The organism is Nocardia sp. NPDC050175 (assembly GCF_044459885.1).
Classification (GTDB): domain Bacteria; phylum Actinomycetota; class Actinomycetes; order Mycobacteriales; family Mycobacteriaceae; genus Nocardia.
The window spans coordinates 1,001,951-1,017,563 of sequence record NZ_JBITJI010000001.1 but is presented as its reverse complement, the minus strand read 5'-3'; the positions used below and the strand labels follow the sequence as shown (position 1 = coordinate 1,017,563).

General features: G+C 65.2%; 18 protein-coding genes. 7 read left to right on the top strand and 11 right to left on the bottom strand.

What is annotated here, in order from left to right; all coding sequences use genetic code 11:
• Positions 1 to 132 precede the first annotated feature (132 nt).
• The 3 genes from ACIBK2_RS04605 to ACIBK2_RS04595 form a co-directional block, all read right to left on the bottom strand.
• Positions 133 to 1,467: a hypothetical protein gene (locus tag ACIBK2_RS04605; protein ID WP_396963615.1), complete on the bottom strand. Its 1,335-nt coding sequence runs from the start codon at positions 1,465 to 1,467 to the stop codon at positions 133 to 135.
• Positions 1,468 to 2,642: 1,175 nt separating this feature from the next.
• Positions 2,643 to 3,221, bottom strand: a complete 579-nt coding sequence (locus ACIBK2_RS04600; RefSeq protein ID WP_396963613.1) for a hypothetical protein — start codon at positions 3,219 to 3,221, stop codon at positions 2,643 to 2,645.
• A 9-nt stretch (positions 3,222 to 3,230) separates the two neighbouring features.
• Positions 3,231 to 3,767 carry a GNAT family N-acetyltransferase gene (locus ACIBK2_RS04595; RefSeq protein ID WP_396963611.1) on the bottom strand — a complete coding sequence of 179 codons (537 nt, stop codon included), beginning with the start codon at positions 3,765 to 3,767 and terminating at the stop codon, positions 3,231 to 3,233.
• 61 nt (positions 3,768 to 3,828) lie between these two features.
• On the opposite strand from ACIBK2_RS04595, the gene ACIBK2_RS04590 reads away from it, so the two are divergent.
• Positions 3,829 to 4,659: an MOSC domain-containing protein gene (locus ACIBK2_RS04590; RefSeq protein ID WP_396963609.1), complete on the top strand. Its 831-nt coding sequence runs from the start codon at positions 3,829 to 3,831 to the stop codon at positions 4,657 to 4,659.
• 13 nt (positions 4,660 to 4,672) lie between these two features.
• Here the strand turns inward: ACIBK2_RS04590 and ACIBK2_RS04585 are convergent, their stop codons facing one another.
• Positions 4,673 to 5,371, bottom strand: a complete 699-nt coding sequence (locus ACIBK2_RS04585) for a hypothetical protein (protein ID WP_396963607.1) — start codon at positions 5,369 to 5,371, stop codon at positions 4,673 to 4,675.
• Between the two features lie 92 nt (positions 5,372 to 5,463).
• The gene (locus ACIBK2_RS04580) at positions 5,464 to 6,357 is read right to left on the bottom strand and encodes an NADP-dependent oxidoreductase (protein WP_396963605.1); all 894 of its coding nucleotides are present in this window, start codon (positions 6,355 to 6,357) and stop codon (positions 5,464 to 5,466) included.
• Between the two features lie 70 nt (positions 6,358 to 6,427).
• Between ACIBK2_RS04580 and ACIBK2_RS04575 the strand changes: the two genes are divergently transcribed.
• Positions 6,428 to 7,018 (top strand): TetR/AcrR family transcriptional regulator, encoded by a 591-nt coding sequence (locus ACIBK2_RS04575; RefSeq protein WP_396963603.1) that lies wholly within the window; start codon positions 6,428 to 6,430, stop codon positions 7,016 to 7,018.
• A gap of 26 nt (positions 7,019 to 7,044) precedes the next feature.
• Here ACIBK2_RS04575 and ACIBK2_RS04570 read toward each other — a convergent pair whose 3' ends face one another.
• Positions 7,045 to 7,902 (bottom strand): LysR family transcriptional regulator, encoded by an 858-nt coding sequence (locus ACIBK2_RS04570; RefSeq protein ID WP_396963601.1) that lies wholly within the window; start codon positions 7,900 to 7,902, stop codon positions 7,045 to 7,047.
• 97 nt (positions 7,903 to 7,999) lie between these two features.
• Between ACIBK2_RS04570 and ACIBK2_RS04565 the strand changes: the two genes are divergently transcribed.
• The 3 genes from ACIBK2_RS04565 to ACIBK2_RS04555 are packed head-to-tail and all read left to right on the top strand — an operon-like array spanning position 8,000 to position 10,155.
• Positions 8,000 to 9,052: an NAD(P)H-dependent flavin oxidoreductase gene (locus ACIBK2_RS04565; protein WP_396963599.1), complete on the top strand. Its 1,053-nt coding sequence runs from the start codon at positions 8,000 to 8,002 to the stop codon at positions 9,050 to 9,052.
• 31 nt (positions 9,053 to 9,083) lie between these two features.
• On the top strand, positions 9,084 to 9,494 hold the full coding sequence (locus ACIBK2_RS04560; RefSeq protein ID WP_396963596.1) for a tautomerase family protein: 411 nt from the start codon (positions 9,084 to 9,086) through the stop codon (positions 9,492 to 9,494).
• Positions 9,487 to 10,155 (top strand): pyridoxamine 5'-phosphate oxidase family protein, encoded by a 669-nt coding sequence (locus tag ACIBK2_RS04555; RefSeq protein WP_396963594.1) that lies wholly within the window; start codon positions 9,487 to 9,489, stop codon positions 10,153 to 10,155. The genes ACIBK2_RS04560 and ACIBK2_RS04555 overlap by 8 nt, the downstream gene beginning before the upstream one ends.
• A gap of 94 nt (positions 10,156 to 10,249) precedes the next feature.
• Here ACIBK2_RS04555 and ACIBK2_RS04550 read toward each other — a convergent pair whose 3' ends face one another.
• From ACIBK2_RS04550 to ACIBK2_RS04535, 4 genes are all read right to left on the bottom strand, one after another.
• A complete protein-coding gene (locus tag ACIBK2_RS04550) occupies positions 10,250 to 10,831 on the bottom strand; it encodes a carboxymuconolactone decarboxylase family protein (RefSeq protein ID WP_396963592.1) in 582 nt (193 codons plus the stop codon).
• Entirely contained in the window at positions 10,831 to 11,151 is a 321-nt protein-coding gene (locus ACIBK2_RS04545) for a hypothetical protein (protein ID WP_396963590.1), read from the bottom strand. Before ACIBK2_RS04545 ends, ACIBK2_RS04550 begins: the two co-directional genes overlap by 1 nt.
• A gap of 66 nt (positions 11,152 to 11,217) precedes the next feature.
• Positions 11,218 to 11,433 (bottom strand): hypothetical protein, encoded by a 216-nt coding sequence (locus ACIBK2_RS04540; protein ID WP_396963589.1) that lies wholly within the window; start codon positions 11,431 to 11,433, stop codon positions 11,218 to 11,220.
• A 112-nt stretch (positions 11,434 to 11,545) separates the two neighbouring features.
• Positions 11,546 to 11,944 carry a hypothetical protein gene (locus ACIBK2_RS04535; protein WP_357390239.1) on the bottom strand — a complete coding sequence of 133 codons (399 nt, stop codon included), beginning with the start codon at positions 11,942 to 11,944 and terminating at the stop codon, positions 11,546 to 11,548.
• 155 nt (positions 11,945 to 12,099) lie between these two features.
• Here ACIBK2_RS04535 and ACIBK2_RS04530 point away from each other — a divergent pair, with 155 nt between their 5' ends.
• Positions 12,100 to 12,696: a hypothetical protein gene (locus tag ACIBK2_RS04530; RefSeq protein ID WP_396963586.1), complete on the top strand. Its 597-nt coding sequence runs from the start codon at positions 12,100 to 12,102 to the stop codon at positions 12,694 to 12,696.
• Positions 12,697 to 12,742: 46 nt separating this feature from the next.
• Here the strand turns inward: ACIBK2_RS04530 and ACIBK2_RS04525 are convergent, their stop codons facing one another.
• A complete protein-coding gene (locus ACIBK2_RS04525; protein WP_396963584.1) occupies positions 12,743 to 13,684 on the bottom strand; it encodes a hypothetical protein in 942 nt (313 codons plus the stop codon).
• Between the two features lie 394 nt (positions 13,685 to 14,078).
• Between ACIBK2_RS04525 and ACIBK2_RS04520 the strand changes: the two genes are divergently transcribed.
• A complete protein-coding gene (locus tag ACIBK2_RS04520) occupies positions 14,079 to 15,572 on the top strand; it encodes a hypothetical protein (RefSeq protein ID WP_396963582.1) in 1,494 nt (497 codons plus the stop codon).
• The last annotated feature ends 41 nt before the right edge of the window (positions 15,573 to 15,613 follow it).

Here is a 15,613-nt window from a genome sequence, read left to right as displayed (position 1 = left end):
CGAGGGGCAACGGCCCCACTTCGCCACGACGGCCGCAGACGGTACCCGAATTCTCGGAACGCACTCGAGAACTCGGGTTACCGGCCGGTGGTGCGGCGATTCGCGCGGGGGGAGGTGTGGCTACGACAGGATTCAGGGCCTGGTCGAGTCCGCGGCGGTCAGTAGCAGGCTGGTGAGCTGGGTGATGATCGCGTCGCGGTTGTTGTCGAAATCCGGACCGGTCAATCCGGCCTCGGGCAGCCCCTCGAGTACCGGGGTGTGAATGTGGCCGCCGGGCAGGCCCGCGCCCGCGACATCACGCAATAGCGTTGCGCGATAGGCACTTTCGTTGGAGAGGTAGCTGCCACCGCCGCCTGCCCACGCGGTCGAGTCCGCCGGCGGGCCATCGGGCATCGGGACGCCGGGGATGGCCGGGACGCGGCAGTCGGTGATGACAGGCAGTGCGGGAAAGAACGGCAGCAGTGCGGTGTCCACCGAGGTGCGCACCTTGACCGGGAACGGCCCGGGAACGGCCGCCATCTCCGGCAGCGGCAAGGTCGATCGAGTCCACTGCGGTGCGGGACCTGCGGCGGCGGTATTGGGCACGCTGCCCAGGTAGCAGACGGATTCGTTGTCGGCCTTTCCGCCGCGCCAGGCACCGTTGTTCTGCTCCAGGTCGAATTCGCCCGGACTGCCAACGCTGAGCGTGGCGAACAGGTTCACCTGATCGGCTCCGTTGGTCAGGAACGGTCGCAAGGTCTGTTCGACGACGCCGTTGCCGAAGTCACGCCAGCGGACCGGGAACATCGCGGTGGCGAATTCGACACGGCCCTGGGCGGTTTGGACGACCTTGCCGTTCAACGCCAACGCCGTTGCACCCGAAGGGTTTCCGCCTCGGATATCCGAGTCCAACTTGTACGGGTCGAAACCGGTGATCAGGACATGCCGGGTAGTCGAACGCGGCGTCGAGTAGCTGATGGAATCCTGGCCACGACCGGTCCGGTCGATCGCCGCGACGATGTCGGCGCGTTGCTGTTGCGACAATCCGAACGACGGCTTCCACTGCTGCACCGCAGCCACTTCCGCCAGCCGAGCCCAATACAGCGGCCGATCGTCACTGGCGGACAACGATCCGCTCGGCTGCCTGCCCTGAGCCCGATCCACCGCGTGCCGCCACAGCTTTTTCGTGTCGGTGGTGGCCAGCGAAACCGCCGACGGGTAATCCGCCGTCGAACAAAGATCCGACACGAACGACTGCACAAGGTCGGTGAAGCCACCACCCTCGATCAACTCAGCCGGTTCCGGCCTGTTCAGGCGCGCTTCCTCCGGACCGAGTTGGATCGACCGATCGATGCACTCGGCAGTGGGAATCCCGGCTGTGCCAACATCATTGGCGTCCGCCTCAGCTGTCGCAGGAACACCGATTACGGTCATCGCGGTCAGCGGAACGACAACGGCAACCAGCGCACTGGCTGACCACGACCTCATCATTCAATTTCCTTCCGATTGGTACAGACACTGAGTGCAAGTCAGGCTAGAGCCGGGCAGGCGATGCCACAAGCCGCCGAACCCCACTCCAACACCGCCGCAGGCGCCCGACGACAGCACACCATCGGAGATCTCTCAGCACACGATCCCGGATCAGTACACCCAGAGATCCTCGGAAAGGTGCACTTATCCGGGCAAGTGCTTCTTAGACCTCCGCACGTGGGCAGCTCATAGAAGCTGAAGACCTATCCACGTTTTCCCGTGAGTAGTGCTGGGCGCGTCGCCTGCCGTACCCGACTTTAGGTGTGCGTCAGGTGCACGATGTCGCGTTGTCGAGGTGGTCATCTGGCTGTGGTTGCGTTACAAGCGCTTTGGACAAGAGCGGGGGTGGTCGAGTGGGGTATGGAGGTTCTGTGAGATCGGTGGGCAGGCTCGGGCCGGCTCCGATCTGCGCCGCCGGTGTCGGCTGTCAGCGCGCGAGACATACCCAGCGAGCGTGCGGATTCCACCGTCCGCCCCGGCTCACGGCTGTTGCCTGAAATCCGCACTCGCACTCGGGACACGCACTCGGAATAGGGCCCTAGAGCGAGTGCAGGTCCCGAGAGAGTGCGCAGATTCTGGGTTCGGCTTGGTGGGGTGGGCGCTGAGCGCGTCAGGTGGGGTACGCGGCTTTAGGTGTGCGTCAGGTGCGCGGTGTCGCGTTCTGGAGGTGGTCATCTGGCTGCGGTTCCGTCACAAGCGCTTTGGACAAGAGCGGGGGTGGTCGAGTGGGGGTGTGGAAGGGGTTTCACAGAGCGTGGATACCCCTCACAGCAGTTATAGCTGCCGTGAGGGGTATGGAGGTCCTGTGAGATCGGTGGGCAGGCTCGGGCCGACTCCGATCTGCGCCGCCGGTTCCGGCTGTCAGCGCGCAAGACATACCCAGTGAGCGTGCGGATTCCACCGTCCGCCCCGGCTCACGGCTGTTGCCTGAAGTCCGCACTCGCACTCGGGACACGCACTCGGAATAGGGCCCTAGAGCGAGTGCAGGTCCCGAGAGAGTGCGCAGATTCTGGGTTCGGCTTGGTGGCCGCGTGGGGAAATGGGAGCTGCTCACCCTTTGTTTCAGCTGCACACCGGGTATAGCGGGTGTCCGGCTTACACGGAGGGTGAGCGGTTCTGCGTGATCCTCTGATTCAGAGGCCTAGCGGATGGGATGACAGCCATTCGGCATGTCGGGAACGCAGTTGATCGCGCTCCTCGGTGGTGCTCAGGATGACGTCGGCGCCACCATCGTAAGGATGGTAGATCCGCTGTAGTGCGATGTCGGTGATCAGTACCCCGGCGAGGATGTCGTCCGCGACGGTCCTCAGCAATTCATCGAGACAGCCACGCTCCCACGGTGTTTGGCTGACGTACAAGTGGGTGTAGGTGAGGTACTCGGGATCGGGCTCTGAGCAGACGGATGTCCAGTACTCGGCTGATCCCGGGTGCCAGCGCGCTGGCTCGTGCGGATGCGATGGCGGAAGCGGAGTGTCGGACCAGTCCACTGTGATGACATAGACGACTTCGCCACCGAAGAGCTCGTCCAAGACGGTGTTGTACCGGTCCAGCACGATCGCATACTCGTCCTCGGTATCGGCATACCGCTTGGACTTCGGCAAGCTGTGAAACCGCACCCACTGCTCCCGATAGGCGTACCTCAACCAATGGGCAATCGGCGGCCCCTCCACCCAACGCTCGCCCCAGCGTCGCAGCAAATCGTCCCCACTCACCAGTCCACGCTATCTCGCAGGCTTGCTCGGCGCATCACCGTAGAGATCCGCTGCAATCTCCATAGCCATGAAGACGTCATCGACGTAGCGGCCTTCGAGTAGGAACTGGCCGACGAGTCTGCCTTCGACGTGAAAACCGTTGGCGAGGTAGAGCGCCTGAGCCCCGGTGTTCGTGCCGAGGACGCGCAGGGTGATGCGGCGAGCGCGGCGCTCGATTGCCAGTTGCCTGGCGGCATCGAGGAGTAGGCGGCCGATGCCGCGTCCCTGGTGCGCTGGAGCGACGGCGAGTCCGTTGATCTCTTGGACGTGCCCGTTGGCAGCCGGAATCGGGCACGGCCGCAGTTTCACGTATCCGAGGATGCGGTCGTCCTGGTGTGCGAGCAGCACGTTCTGCGGTGCGGCACCCTCGGTGAAGAAGGGCTTGTCCAGCGGCCAGAGTGGGAGGGGATGCACCTGCGGTGACCAGGTGGCGTGGTCGATGACGGCGAGTGCTCGGTCGTCGCCGTCGACGGCGGTCCGAATGCCGATTCCAGGAAGGCCAGCCATGTCTAGTGATCTTTGTCGTCAGCTGCGCTGGGTGACAAGCGGTTTCGCTAGCGTGGCAGCTATGAACGTTGCGACTGTTGCCGCATTGCACACCTATCCGGTCAAGAGCTGTGCTGGGATTGCTCTTGATGACGGTGTGCTCACTCCGGCGGGGCTGGTGCACGATCGGAGTTTTCTGGTCGTCGACAGTGACGGGGGTTTTCGTTCGCAGCGGAGCGATCCTCGGTTGGCCTCGATCAGGCCTGAAATCAGTACTGATGGAACGCAACTCGCGCTACACGCACCGGACATCGATCCGTTTCGGCTCACGGTCGACCCGGCCGGTCCGCGCCGCGCGGTGACTCTGTTCGGTGCTCCGTTCGAGGGGCTGGACCAGGGGCACGAAGTGGCGGAATGGATCTCGACCGTGCTGGGGGCCTCGACTGGATTGGTGCGGGTGCCGCCGGACCATCACCGGGTTACCGATGGACTGACGCCGGGGACATCCGCCTATGCCGACAGCTGCCCCGTTCACATTATTTCGTTGTCCTCGGTTCGCGATCTCAACCAGCGCATCGCCGCTCGCGGCGGGCAGCCGGTACCCGTGGACCGGTTCCGGCCCAATCTCGTGCTCGACGGTGTGGACCAGCCTTACCTCGAGGACGAACTGCGCCGGATCACCATCGGGGACACCGAACTCGGCTACGCCAAACTCGCTATCCGTTGCGCCATCACCATGGTCCACCAGCAGACCGGAAGCAAAGCCGGTCACGAACCGCTGCGGACCCTCGCCGGGTATCGGCGCACCGCAGGCGGCGTCGCGATCGGCGCCAAATTCGCCGTGGTGCGGCCAGGGAAGATCAGCGTCGGCGATCCGGTGGACGTGATCGACTGGGGCCGAACGGAACTGTGACGGCGGGTGGCGGTCAGGCCGGGTCGTTGACGAGGTGGTGGTAGGCGGTGTCGAGGGGGATGTCGACGGCGAACCAGGCCGCGGGGCGGTCGTCGTCGCGGGGACACCAGGCGGAGGCGATGCAGAGCCGGGCCACTTCCGAGGTGGACAGGCCGGGCAGGTGCCAGGCGATTCGAGCCGGATCTGTGTAGCGCACACCGTATTCGGTGGTGCTGTCGTCATTGCTCGCGCGCAGCGGGCGGGCCCAGCTGGTGGGCATCAGCCTGCCGTCGGCGGCCTGCATGGCGAGCAGTTCGGTATCCGGGCCGCCGATCGACACCATGAAGTCTGGGTTTTCCATGCTGACGGCGGCGAGGCATTCGCCGGAGTCCCGGCCGCCGTAGGCATCGACGGGAATGTCGGTCAGCTCCGCCGAGATGATCAGTCCCGGTAGCTTGGCGCGCGCCTGCACCTGCCAGATGCCGGCCCAGATCGGCACCGGCGCGCCGCCGTCCCAGGCCGGTTCGTCGACGCTGCCGATCAGCAGATCGACCGTCGCGCTGCGATGCCGCCACCGATGCAGATACGTACCATTCGGCAACCGCCACAGGGTATTCGGCTCGGCAGGTAGCACGTCCGTGCCGAGCGCGACGGAGAACCCGATGGTGCCCAGCGGCGTGTCGATCACCGCTGGGCGACGATCTGCCTGAGCCAGATGGTCGGTGGGAAGCATCCGCCCATCATGCAGGTGGCGGTCAGCGGGGGAAGGCTGCGGGTCTCATCGCGCCGTTTGCAGTATCAGTACTGCGGCCGTGCGGGGCAAGCTCAGATGATGATGACCCGCCGCCCGCGCGTGTGACCGGCATGGCTGTCGATGTGCGCCGCCGCGGCGTCGGCGAGCGAGTACGACTTCTCAACCGGGATGTGCAGCTTTCCCTGTGCGATGAGGTCGGCCGCCTCGGCGAGCGCGTCCGGGACGCTCCCGGCGACGCCGGAGAATCGGACACCGAGTTGCGGCGCACCGAGATCGGCGATCGAGATCACCTTCTGTGGATCGCCGGTCAGCTCGACGAGTTCGCGGATCACGCCCGAGCCCGCCAGATCGAGCGCCGCGTCGATAGCTCCGAGCTGTCGCACCCGCTCGACCCAGCCCGCGCCGTAGGTCGTGGCGACGGCACCCAAGCTGCGGAGATAGTCCTGGTTCGCGGCTCCGGCCAGGCCGATCACGGTGATGCCGTGTACGCGGGCGATCTGCAGCACCGCCGATCCCACTCCACCGGACGCACCGCTGACCAGCAGCGTCTGTCCGGACTGCACACCGACCTCACGGATGACGCGCAGTGCGGTCTCCACCACGGACGGATAACCGGCCGCCTCTTCGAACGACAACTCCGCGGGCATCACGGCCCACGCCGACAGCACGGCGAACTCGGCGTAGGTGTTCGAGCCTTCGCCGAACACGTTGTCGCCGACCGCAATCCCGTCGACTCCCGCGCCGACCTCGTCCACCACCCCGGCCGCGTCGATCCCGACTCCGGCGGGCAACTCGAGCGGATGGGCTTGCAGTTTCTGGCCTTCACGGACCCGCCAGTCGACGGGGTTCACGCCCGCCGCCCGCACGGCGATGCGCACCTGACCTGGCCCCGCGTGGGGCTCCTCGGCGTCTTCGAGTCGCAGCACGTCCGGACCGCCGAACTCGGCGAAGCTCACTCTCTTCATGCGATCGAACATAACACTAACGGTTAGTGTTTAACAACGGTTAGTTTTTCCTACCTGATAGCATCAACGGATGACCGAGCCGCTCGGACGTCGTGAACGTAAAAAGGCCGCGACCCGCCAGAAGATCGCCGACACCGCCCTGCGACTGTTCCTGGAACAGGGATACGACGCGGTCGGCATCCGCGAGATCGCCGCCGCGGCCGACGTGGCCGTCACCACCCTCTTCTCGCACTTCGCCGCCAAAGAGGCGCTGATCTTCGAGCAGGATGAGGACTTCGAGCACCGCCTCGCGCAGGCGGTCGCCGACCGCGCGCCACACGAACCGCTCATTCCCGCGCTGCGCCGCGAGATACACGCGATGGTGCGACATTGCGCGTCCGACGGCGGCGCGCCGATCTGGCGGATGATCGACGAATCACCTGACCTGCGGGCGTATGAGGAGTCGATGCGGCTGCGTCATGCGGAGTCGCTGGCAGCGGCCATCATTGCCGATCCCGAACTGCCGCAGAGCGAGACAGCCTGCCGGACAATCGCGCGGTTCGTCGTCGACGCCCATTCGCTGGCCCGCGAGGCGGCCGACCCGGATGCCGCGGTCGATGAGATATTCCAGATGATCGAGGCGGCGTGGGAGGTGGCCGATCGGGCTGTTGCGAGTCGCTGACCGTTCGAGCGTCATGCCCGAGGTGCCTATCGGGCCGAATCTGTTGTGGCCAGCGCGGCATCCAGGAAACGCCGGACCGAACGCGGCGGTGGCGGTGTGCGCCGCCAGCCGAGGTAGAGGGGAGAATCCGGGATGTCGGGCAGTTCGCGATAGACCACATCGGGATGGGGCGCACGGTGTTCGGCGATGGCGGGCACCGCGCCGATGCCGCGGTCGGCGGCGATGAGTTCGATCCATTCGTCGAAGTTGCCGCAGGTGACGATCTCGCGGTCCGGATCGGGATCGGGCCAGCAGTCGGGAGTAGTTGTGCCCGATTGGGTATTGACGACCAGCGGATGATGGGCGAGGTCGGCCCAGCGCAGCCCCGCGGCGTGTGCCAGGTCCGAGCGCGCGGATACCGCGAGGACTCGCTGTTCGGTGCCGATGCGACGCCAGGTGATGGCGGCGGTGGGCTGAGTGAAGTTGCGGGCGACGGCGATATCGATGGTGCCTTGGTGTAGCGCCGCGGCGGGATTGTCGTTGCGGTGCATGGTGATCTGGCCGCCGAGCTCTTCGTAGCGAGCGCGGGTGGCGGCGAACCAGTCGCTGGGCAACAGCCACGCGAAGCCGACCCGGACTTGGCTGCGTGTGCGCATCTCTGCTTGCAGCTCGTTCACCTCGGTCAGGATGCCGCGGCTTCGCTGCAGGAAGAGCTCACCGTTGGCGGTGAGTTCGAGCTTGCGGGCGGGGCGGGCGACCAGGTCGCATTCGAGGACCCGTTCGAGGTCTTGGATCGTGCGGGTCAGCGACGGTTGCGTGATGTGCAGGCGGGCTGCGGCGCGCGTGTAGGTGCCTTCCTCGCACAGCGTGACGAACGCGGTGAGGTGACGCAGCTGCAAGTCCATAGTTTCAGCGTATACCGCATGCTGAATGGGTATTTTACGGCCGGTTCGTGCGGTCGTAGCGTAAGCAGGGTCCCCTCGACCTTCAGGAAGTGCAGCGATGTTCGATTTCCGATCCCTGACCGTCCCAGTGGTCGGCGCTCCGATGGCCGGTGGGCCCTCGACCCCGGAACTGGTGGCTGCGGTGTCGTCCGCCGGCGGGTTCGGGTTCCTGGCCACCGGTTACGCCACCGTGGCGAAGGTGCGCGAAGACATCAGCGAGTTGCGGCACCATACCGACGTGTTCGGCATCAATGTGTTTGTGCCCGAGCCGATCTCACCGGACAGGCCGTTGCTCGATGCGTATCATGCGTTGCTCGCCGACCGCGCCGCCCGGTTCGGGGCACCGCTGCCCGACGAAATCCCGTTCAGCGACGACGATTTCGATGCCAAGGTCGATCTGGCGATCACCGAATCGGTGCCCGTGGTGTCCTTCACCTTCGGTATCCCGTCCCGTGCGGTGATCGCTCGGCTGCACCAGCACGACATCTGCGTTGTCATCACTGTCACCACCATCGCCGAGGCGCGGCTCGCCGACGAGGCCGGTGCCGATGTGCTGTGCGTACAGGGGCCCGAAGCTGGTGGGCACCGCAGTACCTTCCATATCGCGGACACTCCGGAGGAGGTGCCGCTGGATCAGCTTCTGGCACAGGTGCGCACGGTGACCGAGCTGCCGTTGCTCGCCGCGGGCGGCATCGCTACCGCGGCACGTGCGGTCGCGATGCTGGCACTGGGCGCGGTGGCCGTGCAGGTGGGCACCCTGCTGCTGCGCACCCCGGAAGCCGGGACCAAGCCCGCGCACAAAGACGCCCTGGCCGACCCGCAGTTCACCGAAACCGTGCTCACCCGTGCGTTTTCCGGCCGCCCGGCCCGTGCGCTACGCAATTCGTTCATCGACGAGTTCTCCGCCGCCGCGCCCGCGGCGTACCCCTACGTCAACACCCTCACCGCCGCGTTGCGCAAAGCCGCCGCAGCCGATCCGCACTCCCTGAACCTTTGGGCCGGAACGGGATACCGCCACGCAACCACCGAACCCGCTGCCGTCGTGGTCGCGCACCTCGCTGCGCAGATCGCCGAACTGCGGTGCATGCCAGTACATTCCGCGCTGTCCTGACCGTTTCTTCAGAACCGATCGGAGCCATCCCATGCCACTGGTACGTATCGACTACAACGACTCCCGCACGTCTGCGCAAGCCCGCGAGATCGCCGACGCCGTGCATGAGGCGCTGGTGGCCGTACTCGGCATCCCTGCTCGCGACCGCTTTCAGATCCTGACTCCGCACCGGGGCGGGGAGATCATCGCACTCGATGCGGGTCTGGGATTCGAGCGGACCTCAGGTGTGGTGATCGTGCAGATCTTCACCCAGGGCGGGCGCAGCGCCACCGTCAAACAGCAACTGTTCCGATCCTTGGCCGAGCATCTCGAACCGGTCGGAGTGCACGGGCCCGACCTGTTCATCGGCATCAGCGAAAATACGCCCCAGGACTGGTCTTTCGGCTTCGGTGTGGCCCAGTACGTGACCGGCGAACTCGCCGCGTTGTCGGCCGGTGAATAGGACCACCCGCTACGGTGCGATCGCGTTCTCCGACGCCAGCGCCGCCCGCCAGCGCACCACCGGAAGCGTCAACTGGTACGGCCACCAGATGGCCGACGGCGAAAACATGGGCGTACCCGAAGAACTCGACGGACCGACTGCGGCGCTGATCGGCTCGACCGACTCGTTCTTCATCGCCACCGTGACTCCGTCGGGCTGGCCTTACATCCAGCATCGCGGCGGGCCACCGGGTTTCGTCCACGTCCTGAACCCTGCGACGATCGCGCTCGGCGACTACTCCGGAAACCAGCAGTTCGTCACCCTGGGCAATCTCGACCGTGACAATCGGGTCGCATTGTTCTTCATCGACTACCCGACCCGCACCCGCGTCAAAGTGTTCGGCCGCGCCGAAATCATCGAGCGCGCAGCCGATCCTGAACTCATCGACCGGCTGCTCACCACACCGGATGGCGTCGTGCGAACCCGCTGCGATCGTGCGTTCCTGATCCACGTCGAAGCGTTAGATCGCAACTGTCTCAAGAACATTCCGGTCAAATACAGCAGCGAACGGATGGCCGAATCCCTGCGCCTGGCCCGCGCCCCGCTCACCGATGAGATCGAAGACCTGCGCCGACGCAATCACGAACTCGAACAACAGATCGCCAGCCTGCAAGGAATGTAGGACGCCGAAAACCTCACGCGGAGGGCCATTATGAGCATGCAGAATCGGTTGACCCACAGGTTCGGCATCACCTATCCCATCGTCCTGGTCCGGTCTATCGATAGCCGCGTTTGAGCAGGAACTTGGCGCCCGCCTTGAAGCCTGCGGGGCTGGGCAATTCGAAGTCGAAGGCGTCGGCGAGGTGGTTGGTGATGTCGAACGCGGCGCAGACTGCCAGCGCGTCCTCGACCTGCCGTGGTGTGACGCCCGCCGATAGCACTGCGCGCATGTCCTCGGCGCCAACGGTTCCCGTCCTGGTCAGCGTGCTGAGCATCCGCAGTGTTGCCCGCAGGCCGTCCTCGATGGGGGCCGAGTCCAGGTCGGTCAGCACTGCCAGGACCTTCGCCTCGTCCCGGTAGGCCTGCTCCGCGGTCGCGGTGTGCGCACCGACGCAGAACGCGCAGTCGTTGACCTGCGACACGACGGCGGCCATCAACTCACGATCGCCCACCGACCAGTCGGACGCTCCTCGCATTGCCGCGTGGGTGAACTTCTTCGCGGCCGCACCGTAGAAGTCAGGCCGGTAGAAGACCAGCTTCGCGGCGTCGGGTAGCGGATGTCCGGAGAATACCCGGATGATCGTGAACAGGACCTTGGTCCCGGGGCGGTATCCGTCGTTGAGGATGTCGAGTCGCATCAGCCGACCTCGCCGATCGCTTCGGTCAAGGCCGCCAACCCCGCGTCGTACAGCCGGGTGGACCGGCCGACCGCGGCGGATACCACCAACTCGAACAGTTGGTCTTCGCTGTAGCCCGAGGCCTTGGCCGCGGCGAAGTCCGCGTCGGTGAGTTGGGTCGGTCTGGTGACGACCTTGTCGATCAGCGTGCGCAAGGGCGGAGGCACGTCCGTGTTGTGGAAGGCGCTGGCGCGCTGGTCCGCGGTCGCCGTGCCCTTTCCGTGCAGGACTCGGTCCACCAAAGCGCGGTGCGCTGTTTGCTTTTCGTCCTCAGCCGGCACAACTCTCCTCCAGTTCGGATTCGTCCCGGTGCCACGATAGGCGGATTGCGTCCTGGTGGGGCGCGCTCAGGGCTTGTCGGTGTCGGTGAGATAGGAGAGGAACTCGTCCTTGCGATCGTGCACGTTCTCTTCCAGCCAGGCGACTGCTTCGTCGTAGGGCATGGGATTGCCCTCGTCGTCCAAGACGACGAGTTCTGCGGAATGGCGAAGCTCGCCGTGGGCTACCGCCGGTTCCGCAGCGTCGGCCTCGCTCGCCGGGGCCTCGGGTAATTCCTCCGTCATGTTCGCCTCCAGGGTGGTATTCGGCGGTTGTCGGAAATGATTCTGACAGTCGGCGACCCGGTCAAATAGTGAACAATGAATGACTCAGATTGATCGGGAGCATCGGTACGGATTATTCGGCTGGGGGAGTGGTGGTCTCGTGTAGCGAGCGCCACAGATATCCGTGGTCGGTGTTGAGCAGGATCGCGGTGACCAGGCGACGGCTGCGGATATCGCCCTGTAGGTTCTCGGCGGTGAAGCGCACGGTGAGGATGCTGCCGCTCTGCGCGATCTCCTCGATGTCGGTGATCTCGATGGTGAATCCCGGCTGCGCGTTGCGCGCCGACCACACCCCGGCCAGCAGCGTGTCCCGGTCGATGACCTGACCGACGGTGGTGACCGAGGAGAACTCGTCGTGCAGCGCGTTGGCGAACCGGTCGAACACCTTGGGTGGCGCGTTCGAACCCATCCATTCGGCCAGGTCCGAGTGCAGGGCCTCGATCACGTCGGCTAGGTCGGGGTGTGCAGGCATAGCGGCAATCTCGATCTCGGTCGGCGTGGTCGGCCCGTGCCGAAGATCATATTCAGCGTCCGGATGCAGTCGTGGCCGAAGATACCGTACCCGGGCGAAATGGCCAGTCCACCAATAGGATCGTCGAGGTGGTGGGAGATGAAGCAAAGAATGCAATGACCAACCGGCGTGCGGCGATCGTCGGCACCGCGTCGGCCGTCGCGGGTGTCGGGATAGGGGTGGCCGCCGGGAGAATCGCCGAGGCGGACGCGGACACGTCGACCGTGGACGGCCCGTTCACGGTGGTCGATCGCCGTGGCAAGCAGCGTTTCCTGCTCGCGACGCGCAAGCCACCGATCATCCTCGGCGGCAAGACCTATCCCGAGGAGACGCGGGGCGGTCCGGACGACGGCACGTACCTGATCTTCAACGACGACAACGGCGACGAGAAGGGCGGCATCGTCGCGAGCAGTGACGGCGCGCTGGTCTCGCTCGACTATCCCAACGGCGACGCCATCCACCTGCAGGCCAGATGGCAGGACAAAGCCGGCGGTGCCGCGCTGACCATGACGCATATCGGGGATCCGGCTGCGCCGATCGAGGAAGCGAAACATCCACTGGGAGTGCGGCTGTACGCCGACACCGAGAACGGAACAGGGCTGACGCTGTGTGATCCGGAGGGGCGGCCGCGAATTCAGTTGCGCGTCGCGATGGACGGTACGCCCTCCATCGCGATCCTCGACGAACACGGCGCGGTCGTCAAACAGCTCTGAGCGGGATTGCCGCAGGCGGTCAGCAATCCCGCTCACCTACCGAATATCAAGCAGTGCAGTTCTTTTGGGCGTCGGTGCGGACCTTGCGGCCGGTGAATTCCTCGACAATGGAGATGTTCTCCGGGGCGTAGTTCTTCTCGGTGATCTTGTCGGCGTTGGGGCCGCCGAGCTTGCCGGAGTACGGCGCGGACTTCTCCAACCAGTAAGCGGTGCGCAGGAATTGGGTCAGCACCAGGTCGCGCAGCTTGGGCTCGTTCTTGATCTTCGCCCAGTAGTCGGGGTGCTTGTCCTTGGCCACCCGCAAGTACAGCAGCAGGTACCGGAGGTTGGTCGCGGCGATATCCCTGGCATTGCTGGCGCCGATGCCCTTGATGTACTCCTGCACCACGGTGACCGCGGGCAGGCCCATCAGGCCCGCGTTCAATTCCGCTGTCACGCCCTGCAAGTGATAGTCGCCCTGCTGCTGATCGCGCAGATAGATGCCGTCCATGTCGTCACTGAGCTTGTCCTTGATCAACGGCAGGATTTCCTTGCGCGGGAAACCGGCGTACAGCGGGATGTTCGTCATTTGCTGCGTGGCGTTGATCCACGAGGCGGTGTACTTGTCCCACTCGGTGCGTGACCCGTCGAGGTCCCACATGTGGGTTTCCTCGTGGATGGCCACCATCATCGACTCGGCGAACGCCTCGAAACTGCCCGTTTCCACGAACTGATTCCAGTACTGATCTTTGGCCTGGGCGATCGCCAATTTCTGCCCGCTCGGCCAACGTCGCTGGTACATGGCCTGCAGGGTAGGCATCCAGTTCGACTTGTTGAACCGGGCTTTGAGGTCGCTGATATCGGCCTGCGGGGTAGACGGCTCTTCGTAACAGAAGGGCGCGGCGTCGGCGGCCTGGGGGCTGGCGGGGGCTGCCACCGCGACGGAGCCAGGCCCGAGGGACAGGACTAAACAGGCGGTGACAATGGGTAAGAGACGTTTGCGATTCATGAGGTGCTCACTTCGGGCTGGGCGTGCGGGGCGGAGTGCTGAACAGTCAGACGAACCCATTACCGCCGGCGCTCGGAACTTTCCCATTACTCGCCGCGAGCGGTCGCCGCAGGGTATGGCCGAACGAGAACCGAGAACTGTTGCGCGAGAGGATGTCCCAGTCGACGGCTATGGGGTACGCCGCCATTTTCTGAACAACTGTTTGAATAGTGACATGAAAGACATCGGCAGCCTCTCCCCAGTGGAAGTGGGGATAATTGAAAGGATTATCTATTGAAATATAGAAAATCGTGAGGTTGCGTCCAGGCGGCCGAGCTGCCATCCTCGTACCCATGATCACCTACGGAAAGGGCGTCCTGCGCCCGGGCTGTTGAGCCCCCGCGAGGCCACCTTTGTGGCCCACGCACTCTCTCTCGCCGCTCTGCACGGTCCCGGCCCTTGGCCGCGCGACGGATATCCGCTCCCGGACGAAGAGCCCCGCAAGGCAGACGAATTCGTCTTTCCCAGCGTCGTCTACGACGGTGTCAGCACCCACCACTTCGGGACCGGATCGCAGCCGGTCGCCGAACTGACCGACCGAATCCTCCGGCATCTCGACGATCCGGCTTACCTGCTCGGGGTGTTCGCCGAGGTGCAGGCCGTGCGCGTCGCCGATGATCTGGTGGGCGGGTTGCGATCCCGCCCGGTACCGCGCGAAAAACTGCGTACGGCGGCCAGATTCGTCGCCGAGAACGCCACCCGCCGCGAAGTCGCCAAACTCGGCATCGTGCTGCTCGGCGTGAGCGGCGACGAACGGGACCGCGAACTGCTGCAACTGCTCGGAACACTCGACGAGTTCGCACTTTTCGCCGTCGTCGCGCTGATGAACACCCAACCCGACAGGCAGCGTGCGGTTTTCGAGCTGGCGCAGCGTCTCGACGGATGGGGCCGCATTCACGCGGTCGAACGCCTGAAGGGCTGCCCCGACCCGGACATCAAAGCGTGGTTGCTGCGCACCGGCTTCCGCAACGGCGTGATGAACGAATACCTCGCCCACCTCGCCGCCACGACCGGCGGTCTCTACGAAGCTCTGCTCGAACACGAGGTCGACGACACCTTGCTCGCCGGTGCGGCGGGCATCCTGCAAGCACTCGCGATCGGCGGCCCCGCGGAAGACATGCACGACTACGACGACGCAGTACCCGCCATGCACCGGTTCGCCGAACTCGTCGCCGTGGCCGAACCTCGCCTCGACCTGCTCGACGCGGCGCTCACCCTCGAAAAACTGGTCAACGACGACGATTTCGACTGGCCCGACGGCGAGCCCGCACGGCTGCGCGCCCGGTATACGGCCTTGCTCGCGCAACCTCGGTGGCGCGAGGTGGTGCTGCGCGAACTCGTGCCACGCGGCGAAGACGCCGAGTCGCGGTCCCATACGTTCGCGACAGCGCTGTCCTGTGCGGGACGACTCGGTATGGACGCACTGCCACATGCCCTGGCGCGCTTACGCATTGATCGCTGCAACGCCTACATCTGGCAGTGGGCGATTTACCACGCCGACGCGGACACCGTCGAACAGGTCGTAGCTCTCGCCGAAGAACTCCTCCCACTCGAGGAACTGGCGTCGGGCCCAACCGAATCGCTAGGCCTGGGGCCGGGTTACGAGGCGGACATGGCCCTGGAGATCATCGTCCAAAAGCTACGCGATCACCCTGGCATCGGCCAGAACCTGCTGCCGGTCGCCCTCAGCAGCCGAGTAATCCGAGCTCGCCGAGGCGCCCTCAACACCCTCGATTCCTGGCCGCCGGAGACCCGCCCGGCAGCCACCCGCGGCTGGATCACAGCAGCCGCGGCATGCGAGCCCAACACCGAACTCCGCGAGCGCATGCTGGCGTTCCTGGCGAGGTGAGCCAGCCCCGGTGCCTGCACCCGCATGCCGTCAAGCGCTAC

Bases quoted from the DNA above. Each gene is read 5' to 3' on its own strand.
- ACIBK2_RS04605 (WP_396963615.1), bottom strand. From the start codon at position 1,467: ATGAGGTCGTGGTCAGCCAGTGCGCTGGTTGCCGTTGTCGTTCCGCTG.
- ACIBK2_RS04595 (WP_396963611.1), bottom strand. From the start codon at position 3,767: ATGGCTGGCCTTCCTGGAATCGGCATTCGGACCGCCGTCGACGGCGAC.
- ACIBK2_RS04590 (WP_396963609.1), top strand. From the start codon at position 3,829: ATGAACGTTGCGACTGTTGCCGCATTGCACACCTATCCGGTCAAGAGC.
- ACIBK2_RS04585 (WP_396963607.1), bottom strand. From the start codon at position 5,371: ATGCTTCCCACCGACCATCTGGCTCAGGCAGATCGTCGCCCAGCGGTG.
- ACIBK2_RS04580 (WP_396963605.1), bottom strand. From the start codon at position 6,357: ATGAAGAGAGTGAGCTTCGCCGAGTTCGGCGGTCCGGACGTGCTGCGA.
- ACIBK2_RS04575 (WP_396963603.1), top strand. From the start codon at position 6,428: ATGACCGAGCCGCTCGGACGTCGTGAACGTAAAAAGGCCGCGACCCGC.
- ACIBK2_RS04570 (WP_396963601.1), bottom strand. From the start codon at position 7,902: ATGGACTTGCAGCTGCGTCACCTCACCGCGTTCGTCACGCTGTGCGAG.
- ACIBK2_RS04565 (WP_396963599.1), top strand. From the start codon at position 8,000: ATGTTCGATTTCCGATCCCTGACCGTCCCAGTGGTCGGCGCTCCGATG.
- ACIBK2_RS04560 (WP_396963596.1), top strand. From the start codon at position 9,084: ATGCCACTGGTACGTATCGACTACAACGACTCCCGCACGTCTGCGCAA.
- ACIBK2_RS04550 (WP_396963592.1), bottom strand. From the start codon at position 10,831: ATGCGACTCGACATCCTCAACGACGGATACCGCCCCGGGACCAAGGTC.
- ACIBK2_RS04540 (WP_396963589.1), bottom strand. From the start codon at position 11,433: ATGACGGAGGAATTACCCGAGGCCCCGGCGAGCGAGGCCGACGCTGCG.
- ACIBK2_RS04535 (WP_357390239.1), bottom strand. From the start codon at position 11,944: ATGCCTGCACACCCCGACCTAGCCGACGTGATCGAGGCCCTGCACTCG.
- ACIBK2_RS04530 (WP_396963586.1), top strand. From the start codon at position 12,100: ATGACCAACCGGCGTGCGGCGATCGTCGGCACCGCGTCGGCCGTCGCG.
- ACIBK2_RS04525 (WP_396963584.1), bottom strand. From the start codon at position 13,684: ATGAATCGCAAACGTCTCTTACCCATTGTCACCGCCTGTTTAGTCCTG.